At 40.9% G+C, this 15,543-nt stretch carries 14 protein-coding genes; 10 read left to right on the forward strand and 4 right to left on the reverse strand.

The window, feature by feature from the left end; translation table 11 throughout:
- Nucleotides 1-2 precede the first annotated feature (2 nt).
- Nucleotides 3-1,403 (forward strand): sensor histidine kinase, encoded by a 1,401-nt coding sequence (locus PO771_RS04335; RefSeq protein WP_272562057.1) that lies wholly within the window; start codon nucleotides 3-5, stop codon nucleotides 1,401-1,403.
- A 55-nt stretch (nucleotides 1,404-1,458) separates the two neighbouring features.
- Here the strand turns inward: PO771_RS04335 and PO771_RS04340 are convergent, their stop codons facing one another.
- Nucleotides 1,459-1,752, reverse strand: coding sequence for a DUF2653 family protein (locus tag PO771_RS04340; RefSeq protein WP_272562058.1), 294 nt, complete (start codon nucleotides 1,750-1,752; stop codon nucleotides 1,459-1,461).
- Between the two features lie 26 nt (nucleotides 1,753-1,778).
- Nucleotides 1,779-2,228 carry a hypothetical protein gene (locus tag PO771_RS04345; RefSeq protein WP_272562059.1) on the reverse strand — a complete coding sequence of 150 codons (450 nt, stop codon included), beginning with the start codon at nucleotides 2,226-2,228 and terminating at the stop codon, nucleotides 1,779-1,781.
- A gap of 211 nt (nucleotides 2,229-2,439) precedes the next feature.
- Here PO771_RS04345 and PO771_RS04350 point away from each other — a divergent pair, with 211 nt between their 5' ends.
- The 5 genes from PO771_RS04350 to PO771_RS04370 all read left to right on the forward strand — a co-directional run bounded on the left by PO771_RS04350 (nucleotide 2,440) and on the right by PO771_RS04370 (nucleotide 9,069).
- Nucleotides 2,440-3,573: an MGDG synthase family glycosyltransferase gene (locus PO771_RS04350; protein ID WP_272562060.1), complete on the forward strand. Its 1,134-nt coding sequence runs from the start codon at nucleotides 2,440-2,442 to the stop codon at nucleotides 3,571-3,573.
- Nucleotides 3,574-3,575: 2 nt separating this feature from the next.
- Complete coding sequence (locus tag PO771_RS04355; protein ID WP_272562061.1) at nucleotides 3,576-4,334, forward strand: polysaccharide deacetylase family protein; 759 nt, start codon at nucleotides 3,576-3,578, stop codon at nucleotides 4,332-4,334.
- Nucleotides 4,335-4,513: 179 nt separating this feature from the next.
- Complete coding sequence (locus PO771_RS04360) at nucleotides 4,514-6,241, forward strand: methyl-accepting chemotaxis protein (protein ID WP_272562062.1); 1,728 nt, start codon at nucleotides 4,514-4,516, stop codon at nucleotides 6,239-6,241.
- 164 nt (nucleotides 6,242-6,405) lie between these two features.
- On the forward strand, nucleotides 6,406-6,774 hold the full coding sequence (locus tag PO771_RS04365; protein ID WP_272562063.1) for a DUF4180 domain-containing protein: 369 nt from the start codon (nucleotides 6,406-6,408) through the stop codon (nucleotides 6,772-6,774).
- Nucleotides 6,775-7,476: 702 nt separating this feature from the next.
- Nucleotides 7,477-9,069: an FMN-binding glutamate synthase family protein gene (locus PO771_RS04370; RefSeq protein WP_272562064.1), complete on the forward strand. Its 1,593-nt coding sequence runs from the start codon at nucleotides 7,477-7,479 to the stop codon at nucleotides 9,067-9,069.
- 60 nt (nucleotides 9,070-9,129) lie between these two features.
- Here PO771_RS04370 and PO771_RS04375 read toward each other — a convergent pair whose 3' ends face one another.
- Entirely contained in the window at nucleotides 9,130-10,575 is a 1,446-nt protein-coding gene (locus PO771_RS04375; RefSeq protein WP_272562065.1) for an aldehyde dehydrogenase family protein, read from the reverse strand.
- Nucleotides 10,576-10,598: 23 nt separating this feature from the next.
- Entirely contained in the window at nucleotides 10,599-12,173 is a 1,575-nt protein-coding gene (locus PO771_RS04380; RefSeq protein WP_272562066.1) for an acetolactate synthase large subunit, read from the reverse strand.
- A 218-nt stretch (nucleotides 12,174-12,391) separates the two neighbouring features.
- On the opposite strand from PO771_RS04380, the gene PO771_RS04385 reads away from it, so the two are divergent.
- The 4 genes from PO771_RS04385 (at nucleotide 12,392) to PO771_RS04400 (ending at nucleotide 15,395) form a co-directional block, all read left to right on the forward strand.
- The gene (locus PO771_RS04385; protein WP_272562067.1) at nucleotides 12,392-12,793 is read left to right on the forward strand and encodes a DoxX family protein; all 402 of its coding nucleotides are present in this window, start codon (nucleotides 12,392-12,394) and stop codon (nucleotides 12,791-12,793) included.
- 23 nt (nucleotides 12,794-12,816) lie between these two features.
- A complete protein-coding gene (locus PO771_RS04390; RefSeq protein WP_272562068.1) occupies nucleotides 12,817-13,698 on the forward strand; it encodes a pirin family protein in 882 nt (293 codons plus the stop codon).
- 447 nt (nucleotides 13,699-14,145) lie between these two features.
- The gene (locus PO771_RS04395; RefSeq protein WP_272562069.1) at nucleotides 14,146-14,313 is read left to right on the forward strand and encodes a hypothetical protein; all 168 of its coding nucleotides are present in this window, start codon (nucleotides 14,146-14,148) and stop codon (nucleotides 14,311-14,313) included.
- A 32-nt stretch (nucleotides 14,314-14,345) separates the two neighbouring features.
- Nucleotides 14,346-15,395, forward strand: a complete 1,050-nt coding sequence (locus PO771_RS04400) for an HD-GYP domain-containing protein (protein ID WP_272562070.1) — start codon at nucleotides 14,346-14,348, stop codon at nucleotides 15,393-15,395.
- Nucleotides 15,396-15,543: the final 148 nt, after the last annotated feature.

The raw sequence follows: 15,543 nt of genomic DNA on the forward strand, positions 1-15,543 counted from the left end.
ATATGTATAAAAAACGGACGTCTAATTCTCTTACATCACGCCTAGCCTTTTTATTTACGATTGCCATGTTATTCTTTTTGTTGATTACGAATGTATTTGTCTACTGGGCAACGATGCAGCTTGTTTATCGTCACCAGCACCAGCTGCTTCAGTCGAAAGCTGATGTGATAACAAACGAAATATCAGAAGATTTGTCTACCCATTCCAAGCTGAATGAGGTGCATTTGCGACAAATGCTTAGTAAATTTGTTAATGAATATCAGGCAGTTTCCCTTTTCAACGGGGATGGCACAGAAATTATCACGGTAAAAGGATCAAAGTGGAGACCGGAGAGCATAAGTGATATTGAGAAAGTATTTGAGCCTGAATCGTATTTTATTATTCAGATGAGAGCGTTTCGGGATGATCGAACCTTTTCTGTGCCTGGTTTTGCGAAACCGCTGCGACTTGAAATGTTTGAGGATGCCAAGCCATTGAACCATTTTATTCGGATTCTTCTCCTTATCCTGGGCACAGCATCCGTTGGAGCCATTGTAATTTCTGGTGTAGGCGGCTATTTTTTGTCTCGTTTTGGTTTACGTCCATTAAATCGTTTAATGACAGAAATTTATGAGATGAAAGCCGCCTCTTTATCTCCACGGTTGTCGCTCCAATCGACAGCACAAGAAATTACGGCCCTTACGGATGCGTTTAATGGGCTGTTGGACCGAATTGAAGCTGCATTGGCCAAGCAGAAGCAGTTTGTCTCGGATGCATCCCATGAATTACGCACGCCTTTGACGATTATTGACGGGTATTTACGGCTATTAGATAGATGGGGAAAGGATGAAGTAGAAATACGGGAAGAAGCGATACAGGCGATGAAGCAGGAATGCGGGCGACTGTTCCATCTCGTAGACGACTTGCTGCTCCTAGCCAAGATGGAGGAGGGAACTGCAGCGGCAGAGACTTTAGAGGTGCAGGATCTTGAACCGCTTCTAGAAGAAGTACAACAAGCCTGGTCATCAGCTTTTCCTGCTCATTTGAAATTAGTTTGTAAGTGGGAGAGTCCGCTCGTGATCGCGATGGATCGGGAGAAATTTCGCCGACTTCTCGATATTTTTCTAGACAATGCACGCAAATATACGGATGAAGGGGAGGTGCGGCTGACAGCCTATAAGCAAGAAAAACAAGTCCACATCGTTGTAGAGGATACGGGAATTGGGATTGATGAAAAAGAAATTCCCTTCCTTTTTGAACGGTTTTATCGCGTAGATAAATCGCGTAATCGTCAAAAAGGCGGTAGTGGACTGGGCCTTGCGATTGCTAAAACGATTATAGAGATGCATAGGGGAGAGGTTACGGTGTGTCGGGCCGAGCAAGGCGGGACAGTCATACACATTGTACTTCCTGGCTATGGATAAGTTCTCAACAAAAAAAGAAGAGGTGTATATCCCCTTCTTTTTTTTTACAGTCTTGTTATGCGATAATGATCTCAGCACCAATTTTTTCAAGCTCAGAAAAAGTAAGATCAACTCGCAGATGTTCAGGAACAAAACAATGATATTCAGCTAAATAAAAAGCGATTGAATCGACGATGTCTTGCTCATAGAATAACGTATGGGCAAAACGGCTGCGAATATCGGCACTAAATCCTCGGTTTTGATCAAACTGAAGATCGACCTCGATGTCCTGTGGATGACCACCATGATGTCGAGTTGCAAACACACAACATGAATCAATTATATCCTGTTCTGAAAAATAAAGCTTCATAACCGTTCACTCCTTCATGCGCTTGATTATCTGGATACGAGACGGCGAATAAAGAAAAAGCCGATCGCAATAATTACGATATCAACTAGCAAGCCAGTAGAGGAGAACCCTGAAGTTCCACCTGCACCGATCCCGCCACCAAACGGATGAAACATGCTGCCAAGCAGCGTTCCAGCTCCAAATGCGGCCGCGTGGGATAAGAATCCGCCAGATTTTTTTGGAGGATCGGCTTGGTGACTATTGTTTGTATAAGAATGCTGTGTGTAATTGCTCACCTGAGAAGAAGGAGAGCGATAGCCTGAATGGTACGTAGTAGAAGCTGAACTTTGCGTGAGACGATTGCTGTTGTGTATACTCAAAGCCCCGCCTTGGTGGTAGGAACTTGAATGACCTCCGCTGAATCCTTTTGCGAATACAGGTACGGGGGAGAGCAGCATCAATCCTGCAATGAATACAGAGATGATTTTTTTGTACATAGAGTTCCTTCCTTTCTGTTTGTTCTAGTGTGGTATGGGTCTATTTTGAAAAAAGACGATTAGAATTAAATTAAAACCTTCTTTAAGCAGAATTTAATTTTTTTTACCAGATTCTAATCAATCTCTTAGTTTTGCCTAATACTCCTTCATTATAATAATTCGAATGCTGATCAAACACCAAACGACTTGAAAAACCTGGGAGATGGTAAACATGAAGGCAGTAAGGAAAGAAAAAGTGTGTATTCTTTCCGGAAACTATGGCGATGGACACCTGCAAGCGGCTCATGCCATTCAGGAATCCGCCCGTTTGCATATACCTGAGGTAGAAACATTACTTGTAGACTTTATGGAATGTGTACATCCGTATCTGCATTCCATTGGAAGAAATATTTTCATCGAGGGAGTAAAAAACTTCCCTTCTATATATGGATATATTTATCGAAAAACACGTACAGTTAACCGCTTTTCTCTTTTTGTGAAATCATGTAATCACATGGGAATATGGCGTATGATTCGTTTTTTGCAGGAGACACAGCCTTCTATTGTAGTAAGTACGTTTCCATTAGCGGCCTGTATGATTTCAAAAATAAAGGAACTAGGGTTAACGAATGCGGATGCTGTAACGGTAATTACAGACCATACAGATCATAGCAGTTGGATTCATCCGTATACCGATCGATATATTGTAGGATCAGAATTTGTTCGTACTTCTTTGAATCAACTGAAGGTAGAGGATGAAAAGATTCGGGTAACCGGTATCCCGGTTCGACCAGAATTTTGCAAGAAGTATGATCGAAATGCGCTTCGGGATAAATTCAATCTTGATCAGGAGTGCCCGACGATTCTAATTATGGGCGGTGGATTCGGAATTATTGGAAATGGATTGTCGAAGATGTTATCTTCTACTTTCCTCTCACAGCCTTTGCAGATTATTGTGGTGTGCGGTCATAATGAAAAGCTGCGACAGGAGTTAGAACGTTACCAGGCAGTTTCAAAGCATCGTCTACTTGTAACCGGGTACGTGAACTACATTCATGAGCTAATGGCACTTTCTGACTTTATGATTACAAAACCAGGCGGAGTAACAACAGCCGAAGCCATTGCTATGGAGCTTCCAATGCTTCTCTATAAGCCGCTTCCTGGTCAGGAAGAGGACAACGCTCAAGTCCTGATTAACAGTGGAGTAGCCTTGTACGCAGAAAACGAGGCAGATTTACAACGTTATCTAATACAGGTGTTAGAAAACCCTGAAGTTTTAGCACAGATAAGAGAAAAATCACGGCAGTTACATTCGAAATGGGCGGCTTCGCGAGCACTGGACGTAATTGTAAAAAAGGAAGTATAGGCATGTTAGACAGTATCGGAAAGTTATGGCTGGATGGAGTACTCGTTTTTTTGTTAGTGTATGCGATTATTCCTGGGATCATGGCACGTGTAATCGGGATAGGTGTATTTCGGAAGGGACACAAGAAACAAGGAATTGCCCTTACGTTTGACGATGGACCTGATCCACGCTACACTCCGTACTTGTTGAATTTGTTAAAAACATACAAAATAAAAGCGACGTTTTTCGTTGTTGGATCAAAAGCGGAGAAGTACCCGGCGATCATTCGACGTATGCATCAGGAAGGGCATGTAATTGGAATTCACAATTATGTCCACCGTTCCAATTGGATTACGAACCCATGGAAGTTATGGAAACAGGTTCATGATTCAGCTGATATTATCGAGCGGATCACAGGGGAAAGACCTGTTTATTATCGCCCACCGTGGGGATTGTTTACTGTTTTTGATTTTATAATGGGCAGGCCCTTTTTTTTTGTATTATGGTCAGCTATGGTCGGTGACTGGCGAATTCGGGTAGATCATCGTGTTCTACGAAAAAGAATTCAAACTTGCCTGCATGGCGGGTGTGTACTCGTTTTGCATGATAGTGGTGAAACATTCGGGGCTGACCATGATGCTCCCCTCCATATGCTCAAGGCGTTGGAAGATACATTACGGGATGGCGTAAGTAAGGATTACTCCTTTGTCTTGATTAATGAAATGATGGGGCATGCATCGGAAAATAGGCAAATGGCTCAAAAGCGTACCGGTACACAGTAGCTGTGAAACAAATAGACCTCTCCTTCAGTTTTAGCTTAAGGGAGGTCTATTTTTTATTATTAACTTCTTGTTAATGATAAAAAGCTGTGATATTCTTCTTAAGGAAATATTTACTATGTTAATTGTGGACCTAAAGTTTTCAAGTCTCAGCAGAACTATAACCTAGGTGGAAGTTTGAAATGCATTGGAAAAATATAGGGGGTGTTAGGGTGAGGATTTCTACAAGTATTAAATTAACAAGTTCAATTGTGTTGGTATTAGCTGTTTTAACTTTTCTTAGCCTGTATTTACTAGATAAAAGCATAAATGAGGAGAAAAAAGTAATAGAAGAGAAAATAGAGTGTAAACAATTAGGCAACAACCTAATGAAAGCATCCGATTACTTAACCAATGAAGTAAGAAGCTATGTTCAATATGGAGAAAAAGAATACTATAACAATTATTGGCGTGAGATCAATGAAACAAAAACTCGTGACATGTCAGTAAAAAGACTTGAGGAGATCGGGGTATCCGAGGAATTGCTATCCTTAGTAAAGGAAGCGAAAATAAAGTCTGACACATTGGCTACACTTGAAGATAGTGCAATGAAAGCAGTCGAGCAAAAGGATTTGAATAGAGCGCGGGCACTGGTTTTTGGCAGTGAATATAAAGACATAAAAGGAAACATAACAACTAAGTTAAAGGAATTCGAAACGAAATTAAACCAAAAAGCAGAGCAAGCCTCAACTGAAGCAGAAAGCAAGACGCATCTATTCCTGCTACTCTCCATCATACTTACTGTTATTACAGTAACCGCCATGATGCTTACCTTCTTCTTCTTATATAGAAAAATTGTACAGCCGCTGAGCAAAATAACAGATGCAGCCTATCAGGTGGCAAAGGGTGATTTAAGGGTTGAGAAAATGGAACAGAGCAGTGCCAAAGATGAAGTTTCAATATTGTCCAATGCGATTAATGAAATGGTAACGAACCTCCAGGATATCATTAACCAGGTTAACAAGAACGCGGAACAGGTGGCTGCCTCTTCAGAACAACTAACAGCAAGCTCGGAGCAAAGTACAAAAGCCGCGGAACAACTTACCGCTACTACACAGAGTGTTGCGGAAGGGTCTGAAGAACAGCTAAAAGGGATTGAGAATGTCTCCAAAACGATTAATCAAATGTCAGCAGAATTTCAACAAATTGCTGCAAGCAGTGAAGAAATGTCCCGTTTAGCAGCAGGCGCGGTTACCTCATCGGAAGAAGGAGCAAAAACGGTAGAGACCGTTCTAAAAAACATGAATGAGATAAATGAAACCGTTCAAGAAAGTGGAAAGGTAATCAGAAGCTTAGGAAACCGTTCGCAAGAAATCGGGGAAATCGTTGGAGCGATTAGTGATATTGCCAACCAAACGAATCTTTTAGCACTAAATGCTGCGATTGAATCAGCACGTGCAGGAGAACATGGGAAGGGCTTTGCTGTCGTCGCGGATGAAGTAAGAAAGCTAGCTGAACAGTCTAAAAAATCGGCAGAACAGATTGCACGTGTACTTGAAGGCATTCAATATGAAGCAAAGGAAGCCGTGCATGCAATAGAAAATGGAGCAGAAAAGGTACTAGAGGGTCTCGAAAGTACGCAGAAAATCAATGTTGTATTCAAAGAAATTAAGAGTTCGATATCAAATGTGAATCATACAGTAAAAGAAGTGGCTACCTCTATTGAGCATATGGCAGGGGGAAGCGAGAAAATTGTAATGGCCACCGAGATTATAAAAAAAGCTGCGGAAGAGGGATCGCATGCTAGCCAGGAGAATTCCGCGGCTATTGAAGAGCAGCTGGCAACAATGGAAGAAGTCGCATCTTCTGCTCAATCTCTTTCATACCTCGCTAATGAGTTACAGGAAGCTGTAACCAAGTTTAAACTTTAATCGATTACAGTAAATAAAAGGAAGATCGTGCCGGAAGATTACTTAACTAAGGTTTTTTATTGCACGTCGACTTCGCATTCAAAGTTCTGTTTGGCACACACGGAAATCGTTAGTGCAATAACACGCGATAATTTTTGGTGGTAAAAATTATTAGGAGGGTGATTATGAATATAGCGAAGGTAGAAGCTGAAGGGGGAAATATTGCTGTCGTGAGCAGCAGCGAGATATTAATAGAAGATGTTCAGACAGCATTGGATCTTATGGCAACCGTACAATATGAAGCGGGTTGCGATCGTATCGTTATGAACAAATCCCTACTAAGCGAAAGTTTTTTCGATTTGAAAACACGCCTTGCAGGCGAAATCCTTCAGAAGTTCATTAATTATCGCGTGAAGGTTGCAATTATTGGAGATTTTTCTATGTATTCAAGTCAAAGCTTTCAAGATTTCGTCTATGAATGTAATAGTGGACACGATATCTTTTTCTTGCCGACTGAACAACAAGCGATTGAAAAGTTAAGCATGTTGAGGTAGAAGATTGTATATATTCATCCTTTAGTTATCCTTTAAACGGAACATAAAAAGGTAAAATGTCATAAGTAACAAGATACCTAAAATAAAGGGAAATATGTATGGAATATTCACAAAGGTTTCTTCGTAGTGTTGAAGTTTGGTTAGATAAACAGCTGGACCAAACACGAGAATAAAAGCACCTATTTTTTGAAATGAAAATGATGATTTCTGTGCCTTGGGTCTGTATAGGTTGGATATAAACAAAAGAGTTGTTGATGTCCACAGTCCCAAAATAAGAATAGCATGGGAACAACGTATCCATATAAGTGTTTTAATGGATAGCACGAAAGCAGTAAGTATAATGAAAGCTACTATCGGGGAAACCATGAAAATGATAAATCTTTTTTTCGAACCAAACGTAACCGTTTTAATTTCCTTGTCACTTAATAGAAAATAATATAGTAAACCAGCCCAAATAAGAAATGAAAAAATTGACATATACAGCTCCTTGAATAGTTTCTATGCCTTGATTTTATCATGAAAGTATGAATACAAAAATGTCTAAAAAACCTATCCGTGATTGTATTACACAAAACCATGGATAGGTTTTTACTTTTTATTCCGATTGGTTTTCGTAAACATAAAGACGAAAGGGTGATGTTGGATAAAAATCTGTACTTGGTGGAATAATAATCTAATACAAAAGCTCTGAGGAGAGAAAAGATGAATATAGCGAACTATTTAACCATCATCGAATTTGTTGTGGTTGTTATGCTGCTGTTACTTGTTACTTTTGTTTTAACCTACATGTTTTTCATTGATAAAAGGCAAAAGAGACACCCTGTGTTACGGAATTATCCGGTGCTTGGTCGGATGCGATATTTTCTCGAGAATATCGGGCCGGAAATGCGTCAATATTTTTTCGATAATGATACAGAAGGTAAACCTTTTTCCCGTGATGATTATCAGCATATTGTTAGAAGTGCTAAATATAAGCGGGATGTTATCGGGTTCGGTTCTAAACGTGATTTTGAGCAGCCCGGTTACTATATCCGAAATTCTATGTTCCCGAAACAAATGGAAGAATTGAACATGGACCGTGAGACAAAGGTGAAAACAAGAAAATATCTGCTGCTTAAGGAGACGTTATTTACACAACGAAAAGAAGAACTTGTAGATGAAGAGACACTTACCTACTTGCTAAAAGAGGAAGACGCAGTTGTGATCGGGGAGAAGGCAAGAAATCCTTTTGTGGTTAAAGGACTTATTGGCATGTCAGCCATGAGTTTCGGAGCTCTAGGAAGCAATGCGATTACCGCGTTGTCGGAAGGACTAGCGATCGTAAAAGGTACCTGGATGAATACTGGAGAAGGTGGACTCTCCAAGTATCACTTAACAGGTGGGGCTGATATCATTATGCAAATCGGCCCAGGAATTTTCGGGGTCAGAGATGAAGATGGAAATTTTGATTGGGAAGAGCTGAAGAAAAAAAGTGAGATTCCGCAAATTAAAGCTTTTGAACTTAAGTTAGCCCAGGGAGCCAAAATACGCGGTGGACATGTGGATGGTGAGAAGGTAACACCGGAAATTGCGGAAATTCGCAGGGTTAAACCTTACAAACCAATCGATAGCCCGAACCGTTTTCATCAATTCGGGGATTTACCGACGATGTTTGATTTTATTGAGCGTATCCGTGAGACTACAGGAAAACCGGTTGGGATCAAAGTTGTAATTGGGAGTTATGATGATGCAGATGAATTGGCAGTGTATATGAAACAGTCAGGAAAGGGCCCAGATTTTATTACAGTAGACGGAGGAGAAGGGGGAACGGGTGCCACCTTTCAAGAACTGGCAGACAGTGTGGGCTTGCCGATTAAATCAGCTTTACCCATTCTTGATGCCGCCTTGCACAAGCACGGTGTACGAGATCGTGTAAAAGTAATCGCCTCAGGGAAGCTGTTTACTCCTGATCGGGTTGCCATTGCACTTGCCATGGGTGCCGATCTAGTAAATATTGCACGTGGTTTTATGATTACAGTAGGTTGTATCCAGGCCCTTAAATGTCATTCTAACGCCTGCCCAGTTGGTGTTGCGACAACTGATCCAAATCTTCAGAAGGCGCTAGTCATCGATGAGAAGAAATATCGCGTTGTTAATTATGTAATAACGATGCGCGAAGGCCTCTTTCGATTAGCGGCTGCTGCGGGAATTGACTCACCTGTTCAATTTGAGCGGAAGCATATTGTGTTTAAGGACGATAAAGGAACTGTTTATCCATTAGAGGATATTTATCGGTCATATCTTAAAGCATTCTAATCTGCTTAGAAAAAAGCGATCCTTTCCAAAAAAGAAGGGATCGCTTTTTGTATCTTTATTTTATGGTTGGTATACATTCATACGCAGTACGACGAGTTTAATATCCATCATTTCCTCCATTGCGTAGCGGATTCCTTCACGACCGCTACCGCTCTCTTTAACCCCACCATACGGCATCTGGTCAACGCGGAAAGTCGGAATTTGATTAATTAAAACACCACCGGATTCCAATTTTTCTGCTGCCTGGAATGCACGCTCAATATCTTTCGTAAATGCACCGGAGTTTAAGCCGAATTTTGAGCGGTTAGCCATGTCGATCGCTTCTGACCAAGTCTCGAACGGTGTAATCGTTATAATTGGACCAAAAGCTTCTTCCGTATTTAATTCTGCATCTGGAGATACGTTGGTAAGGATCGTTGGCGCCATTACATTGCCTTCAAAGGTGCCTCCTGTTTGAACGACGGCGCCTTTTGAGACAGCATGCTCTACCCATTTTTTGAGTCGATCTGCGGCTGTGGTATTGATAAGAGCGGATATATTTGTATCTTCTGCGAGCGGATCGCCGATCTTTAGTTTTTCTGCCCGCTGTACCATGCGCTTCACAAAACCGTCGTATATATTTTTGTGCACATAAACCCGTTGAATCGAGATACAAACTTGTCCATCGTAATTAAAGGAACCGTTTGTTGTTTCGTCCGCAATTTTTTCTAATTCATCAGGGGAAAACCCTTCATCGATGAGTAGCGGCGAGTTTGAACCGAGTTCGAGTGTAACTCTGCGTAAACCAGCTTGAGCACGAATTAATTTTCCGACCCGTGGACTACCTGTAAAGGTGATAAAAGCTACTTTTGGATGTGTGGTCAGTATTTCACCTAGTTCGGCACCGGAGCCAGGAATAATGTTTAGTACACCAGCAGGCAAACCCGCTTGCTGAAATAGCTCAGCCAATATGAGTGAAGATAACGGAGTTTGTTCGGCTGGTTTTAGGACAATTGTGTTTCCGGCAGCTATGGCTGGTCCTACTTTATGGGCGACTAAATTCATCGGAAAGTTGAACGGTGTAATAGCGGTAACAACACCAAGTGGTTTACGCTGTGTATAGGCGATATGATTTTCGCCGTGTGGGGCAGCATCCATCGGAATGGTTTCGCCTCTGTTGTCGCGTGCTGCTTCTGCTGCAAACAAATACGTTTGAATCGTCCGATCGATTTCACCGCGTGCCGCTTGAATCGGTTTTGCGGATTCTTCGGCTATGAGCCGGGATAATTCTTCGTGTCGCTTTTCCATCGCACTTGCAACTTTCCGTAAAATCTCTGCGCGGGTATATGCCGGTACCTTATAAAAGGATTTAAACGCAGCCGCGGCTACCTCAATAGCTTGCTCTGCTTGTTCGACTGATGCATAGCCGATTTCTGCAATTGGATTTCCATTATAAGGGCTATGTAGTGTCACGGTGCTTGCTCCGGGAATCCACGTATCACCAATCCACAATTGTGTTTGTTTCATATACATCCTCCCATGCATATCTCTTAAAGCACAACTTCAATGAGGTTTAACTTGTTACTACCAATGGCAGATTGTAAACAATCGTCGAATGATTCCGGTGTTTCAGCCCTGTAATATTCAACACCAAAGCTTTTTGCAAGCAATTGAAAGTCTGGGTTGCTAAAAGAGATTCCTGTTACAGCTAAATTGGCATCACGCTGTTTCTTTTGAATAAGGCTGTACGTTTTATCGGTGAAAACAATCATGGTGAATGCAGCACCCAGTCGTCTCGCTGTTTCGAGTTCATGTACATTCATTAGAAAACCACCATCTCCAGAGACAACAACGACTGAGGAATGAGGTTCAACCAGTTTACTTGCAATACCTGCTGGCAGGGAGCCTCCCATTGATGCAAAGCCGTTATAAATGATGGTTCGACCCGGTATTTTTGGCTGATACCATCGTGATACCCATACCTTGTGTAATCCGACATCTGATATAACGAGTGTGTTCTCGGGGAGTTTCTCTGACAGGGTTAACATTACATGACGCGGCAGTTCCTCCTGGTTATGTGAAATGGAAGTGATTTCTGCCAGGCGATGGGATCGAATTTCATTATGCAAGGTAGGTTCCGGCTGCTGCTCAATGAAACGTGTTAGCAGCGTAAGGGTATGACGTAAATCACCAACGAGCTCTGTTACGGTAGGGAAATGCTCATCTACATCGACAGGTGTCTCATGAATGTGCACAACGCGACGGGCATGGTCAAAGTTCCATGTTGCTGGCTCATATTCAACAAGATCGAATCCAATCGCAATGACTAAATCTGCTTCAGATAGGGGTCGTAGTACTTTTTGCGAATACGGTTTTCCGCCTACGGTAAAGAGGTTTCGCGGATGTTCGAAAGGCAGAATCCCTTTTGCCATAAATGTATTGACTAAAGGAAGATTGGACTTATCTACTAAAGCGCGAACCTCGTTCCACGCTTGTGAGCGAATAACCCCATTTCCTGCTAAAATAACGGGACGACTTGCTTGGGAAATGATATCAACAGCCGACTGTATCATCGATTCGTTTACAAGAGGGGGGGAGAGATGCGATTTTAGTAATGGACGTCCCTCAATATCCTTTTGAGCTACATCTTCTGGTAGTTGAATATGTATAGCGCCGGGGCTTTCCATGACAGCAAGCTGGAACGACTTGCGAATCACCTCTGGAATGATACTTGCGTGTAATACTTGCTGACTGTACTTCGTAATTGGTTCAAACATCTTAACGGTATCAATGTTTTGATGAGATTCTTTATGCAATCGTGTTCGTGTTGCTTGTCCTGTAATCGCCACAAGGGGAACCCGATCCAGATGTGCGTTGGCCACGCCAGTGACCAGGTTGGCAGCACCTGGGCCAAGTGTCGCCAGGCAGACACCGGGTTTACCGGTCAGGCGGCCGTACATATCGGCCATAAATGCGGCCCCTTGCTCGTGTCTTGCGATTACAAACTGAATCGAGGAGCGAGAGATAGAGTCCATTAGATCAATATTTTCTTCACCAGGAATGCCAAAAATGTATTCCACGCCTTCCGCTTCTAAACATTGCACAAATAAATCGCTTGCTTTCATAACTATCGCACGCTTGAGAGCCTATTTCGTTACTCAAGCTACCTCCTTTCATGTTACAGTTCTGATTTTATGGTTTCACACTGCGTACACATGTATACGTACCTCTGTATAGCAATACCCATATGAAAGTTGCTTGACATATACTGATTTTAGAAGTATCATACTAATATAAAGTTTATAACTAAAAGTAAGTAATAGTATAAATCAAGGAGGATGAAATGATGAATTTTGGTCTATTGCTCATTCGTTTAGTTGTAGGAGTAAGTTTTATGGGGCACGGCGCACAAAAATTATTTGGTTGGTTCGGAGGATATGGTCCGAAAGGGACTGGAGGTTGGATGGAATCTATTGGAATTAAACCGGGTGTAATGATGGCGGTTCTTGCCGGATTGAGTGAATTACTCGGAGGATTGCTATTTGCAAGTGGATTCTTGACTCCAATAGGTGCGGCTTTGATTGTGATCACGATGTTGATGGCGATTATCAAAGTTCATGGACCAAATGGATACTGGGTTACATCCAATGGATACGAATATAACTTACTGCTCATAGTAGTCGCAATAGGTGTGGCTTTGACTGGTGCTGGTGCATATTCCGTTGATTCCTTGTTAAACATGTAAAAAATGATAGGAGTTGTGAAACGATGGCAGCATTTCGTTCAATTGTGGGAGCCTTTAAAGGGGCTCCCTTCCATATGGTAGGGGACGGTTTTCGAGTATCAAACTATTTCCCGTCAGGAAATAGTTTTCAGCAGCGTATCAGTCCCTTTATTTTATTGGACTATAATTCACCTTTCGAATTTCCACCGAGTTCCACTCCGAAAGGTGTAGGAGCACATCCACATCGAGGTTTTGAAACGGTGACGATTGCCTATGAGGGTTATGTAGAACATCATGATAATGCAGGAAATCATGGGATCATTGGTCCCGGCGATGTGCAATGGATGACGGCTGGTTCTGGTGTTTTGCATAAAGAATATCAAGAAAAGTCATTTTCTCAGCGCGGTGGCGAACTTCATATGATTCAATTATGGGTTAATCTCCCAAAACAATATAAAATGAGTTCACCTAAATACCAAGCCCTTTTAGACGAACAAATGAGTCGGGTGGAGCTTCCAAACGATGGTGGTAGAATCCGCATTATCGCAGGTGAGTTGGAAGGTGTAAAAGGTCCTGCTCAAACATTTACTCCTGTCAATCTTTTTGATATTACATTTAAAGAACATGGTAAAGCTCGGTTTACTCTCCCTTCTATGTTCAATACTGGCTTATTAGTGCTTAAAGGAAAAGTAAAAATCAACGAAACAAATGAATACTCCGAAACCGATTTTGTTTTATTTGAAAATGAACAAGGAGAAATCGAAGTAGAAGGAATCACCGAAAATGCGCTGGTGATCGTAATGAGCGGTGAGCCAATTAACGAACCGATGATACAGTACGGACCGTTTGTCATGAATACCAAACAAGAAATCGTTCAAGCTTATGAAGATTTTCAATCAGGGAAATTTGGCAGCCCTAATTTTTAAATACCCAGCATTCAAAACTAAGAGCAACATGTATCTATGTTGAAAATTGACCAATGTAAAAGCCACATTAATTTGTGGCTTTTTTTATGGATTGATAAATATTCTGATAGTTCCATTTGAATTAATGTGGCACTACTAGTTCAAAATTAAAAAAATAAAAATAAAAATAACTAGTGAGCTACATTATCTGTGTTACATTTATTGGATTTTGTTCAGAATTTGTTCAGTAGCGTAATGTATAATTTGACAATAGTTGCTGCTATGCAGCCTATGTTTGATAAAAGGAGGAGTGCATTATGTCCGATACTACACTTTCCTTATAAGTCAAAACCTGAAGCCCTACGCCAATATCAGTTCAGGATTCTGCAGACTACGGTATTTGGGATACTATCTGTGTGATTTTTGGGAATGAAGGTGGAGAACTATGAATAAGGAAGAAGTAATATTATGAAGGAATCATTCAGTCCCTGTGCAGTAGTCGAGGCATTAATTCATATAAAAGAAGAGATTAAAAATAAAATTATGGATTCATCAATCACTTGGGAAGAACGTCTTTTGCTTTATGAAGCGACCCAAAGGATTAACAAATATATCAAAGAGATTAGAGAAGGTTAAACATAATTATCTAATCTTAGAAGGGAGTCAAGATGAATATAAAGAGGTCTAACTTTGACTTCGTTGGTTTTTGTTTAAAACATGATATTATTAATCACCATGGCATACTGCTTTTAGCAGCAAACACCACAATAGGTAAAGAACATATTGTATTGCTTATGAATAATCATATCATTTTAACCGAACATGATTTCATTTCAGAACAAGAAAATAATCTTGCTCCCCAAAAAGATACGATAACAGAAAAACTGATTGAAGAAGCAACCCTACAAGTAAAAGATATTTTTCAATTTGTACGGAAGAGAAATAAAATTCCTATACTAGAAGTGAGAAACCATATTATCCCTGTAATTCATCAAGCATCTGAAAATAGCGATGTAGTTCAATTGTTTTCCATGCTGCAATCAAAAGATGATTATACCTATCGACATAACATTGGGGTAGGGGTATTTGCTACTTTGATTGGAAAGTGGTTACATTTACATGAATCTGATTTGAAATTGCTGACCATTTCGGCTACGTTACATGATGTGGGAAAAATGAAAATTCCCGATGAGATTTTAAATAAACCAGGTAGATTAACGGCTGCGGAATACGATGAAATCAAGAAACATACGACTTATGGATATGAAATGCTAAAAAAAACAATAGGTATTTCTCCTACATGCGCTCTTGTTGCTTTACAGCATCATGAGCGAGAAGATGGAAGTGGATATCCATTTGGATTGAAAGGTGATAAAATTCATCAATTCAGTAAAATTGTAGCGGTGGCTGATATTTTTCACGCTATGACTTCTAAGCGTGCTTATCACGAACCTGCTCCCTTTTATAAAGTCATTAACCAGATGCAAGAAGATCGGTTTGGCAAATTGGACCCTAAAATAATCAGATTATTCTTGCATAAAATCATGATGATTCTTATAGGTAGTGAGGTTGTTCTTTCAGACGGAAGAAAAGGGGAAATTGTAATGATTCATACCCATGAACCTGCTCGGCCACTTGTCAAAATAGGAAATGAATTTATTGATTTAAGTAAAAGTTCATCGATAAATATAGAACAGATCGCACTTCCTTACGCTTAAATTTAGAATAAAGAAGACAGTCTGGTGTTGGTCCACCAAGCGATCGAGATACAAATAGCCGCTTCTCCACAAGGAAGCGGCTCAAAGATTCGTATTTCTAGTAATAGACTTCCCAGTGCTTTGCAGGCTCAAAGGAGGTCTATTTTTC

This window comes from Aneurinibacillus uraniidurans (assembly GCF_028471905.1).
Taxonomy (GTDB): domain Bacteria; phylum Bacillota; class Bacilli; order Aneurinibacillales; family Aneurinibacillaceae; genus Aneurinibacillus; species Aneurinibacillus uraniidurans.

Coding starts and splice junctions, on each gene's coding strand:
- PO771_RS04335 (WP_272562057.1), top strand. CDS start 3: ATGTATAAAAAACGGACGTCTAATTCTCTTACATCACGCCTAGCCTTT.
- PO771_RS04340 (WP_272562058.1), bottom strand. CDS start 1,752: ATGAAGCTTTATTTTTCAGAACAGGATATAATTGATTCATGTTGTGTG.
- PO771_RS04345 (WP_272562059.1), bottom strand. CDS start 2,228: ATGTACAAAAAAATCATCTCTGTATTCATTGCAGGATTGATGCTGCTC.
- PO771_RS04350 (WP_272562060.1), top strand. CDS start 2,440: ATGAAGGCAGTAAGGAAAGAAAAAGTGTGTATTCTTTCCGGAAACTAT.
- PO771_RS04355 (WP_272562061.1), top strand. CDS start 3,576: ATGTTAGACAGTATCGGAAAGTTATGGCTGGATGGAGTACTCGTTTTT.
- PO771_RS04360 (WP_272562062.1), top strand. CDS start 4,514: ATGCATTGGAAAAATATAGGGGGTGTTAGGGTGAGGATTTCTACAAGT.
- PO771_RS04365 (WP_272562063.1), top strand. CDS start 6,406: ATGAATATAGCGAAGGTAGAAGCTGAAGGGGGAAATATTGCTGTCGTG.
- PO771_RS04370 (WP_272562064.1), top strand. CDS start 7,477: ATGAATATAGCGAACTATTTAACCATCATCGAATTTGTTGTGGTTGTT.
- PO771_RS04375 (WP_272562065.1), bottom strand. CDS start 10,575: ATGAAACAAACACAATTGTGGATTGGTGATACGTGGATTCCCGGAGCA.
- PO771_RS04380 (WP_272562066.1), bottom strand. CDS start 12,173: ATGAAAGCAAGCGATTTATTTGTGCAATGTTTAGAAGCGGAAGGCGTG.
- PO771_RS04385 (WP_272562067.1), top strand. CDS start 12,392: ATGATGAATTTTGGTCTATTGCTCATTCGTTTAGTTGTAGGAGTAAGT.
- PO771_RS04390 (WP_272562068.1), top strand. CDS start 12,817: ATGGCAGCATTTCGTTCAATTGTGGGAGCCTTTAAAGGGGCTCCCTTC.
- PO771_RS04395 (WP_272562069.1), top strand. CDS start 14,146: ATGAAGGAATCATTCAGTCCCTGTGCAGTAGTCGAGGCATTAATTCAT.
- PO771_RS04400 (WP_272562070.1), top strand. CDS start 14,346: ATGAATATAAAGAGGTCTAACTTTGACTTCGTTGGTTTTTGTTTAAAA.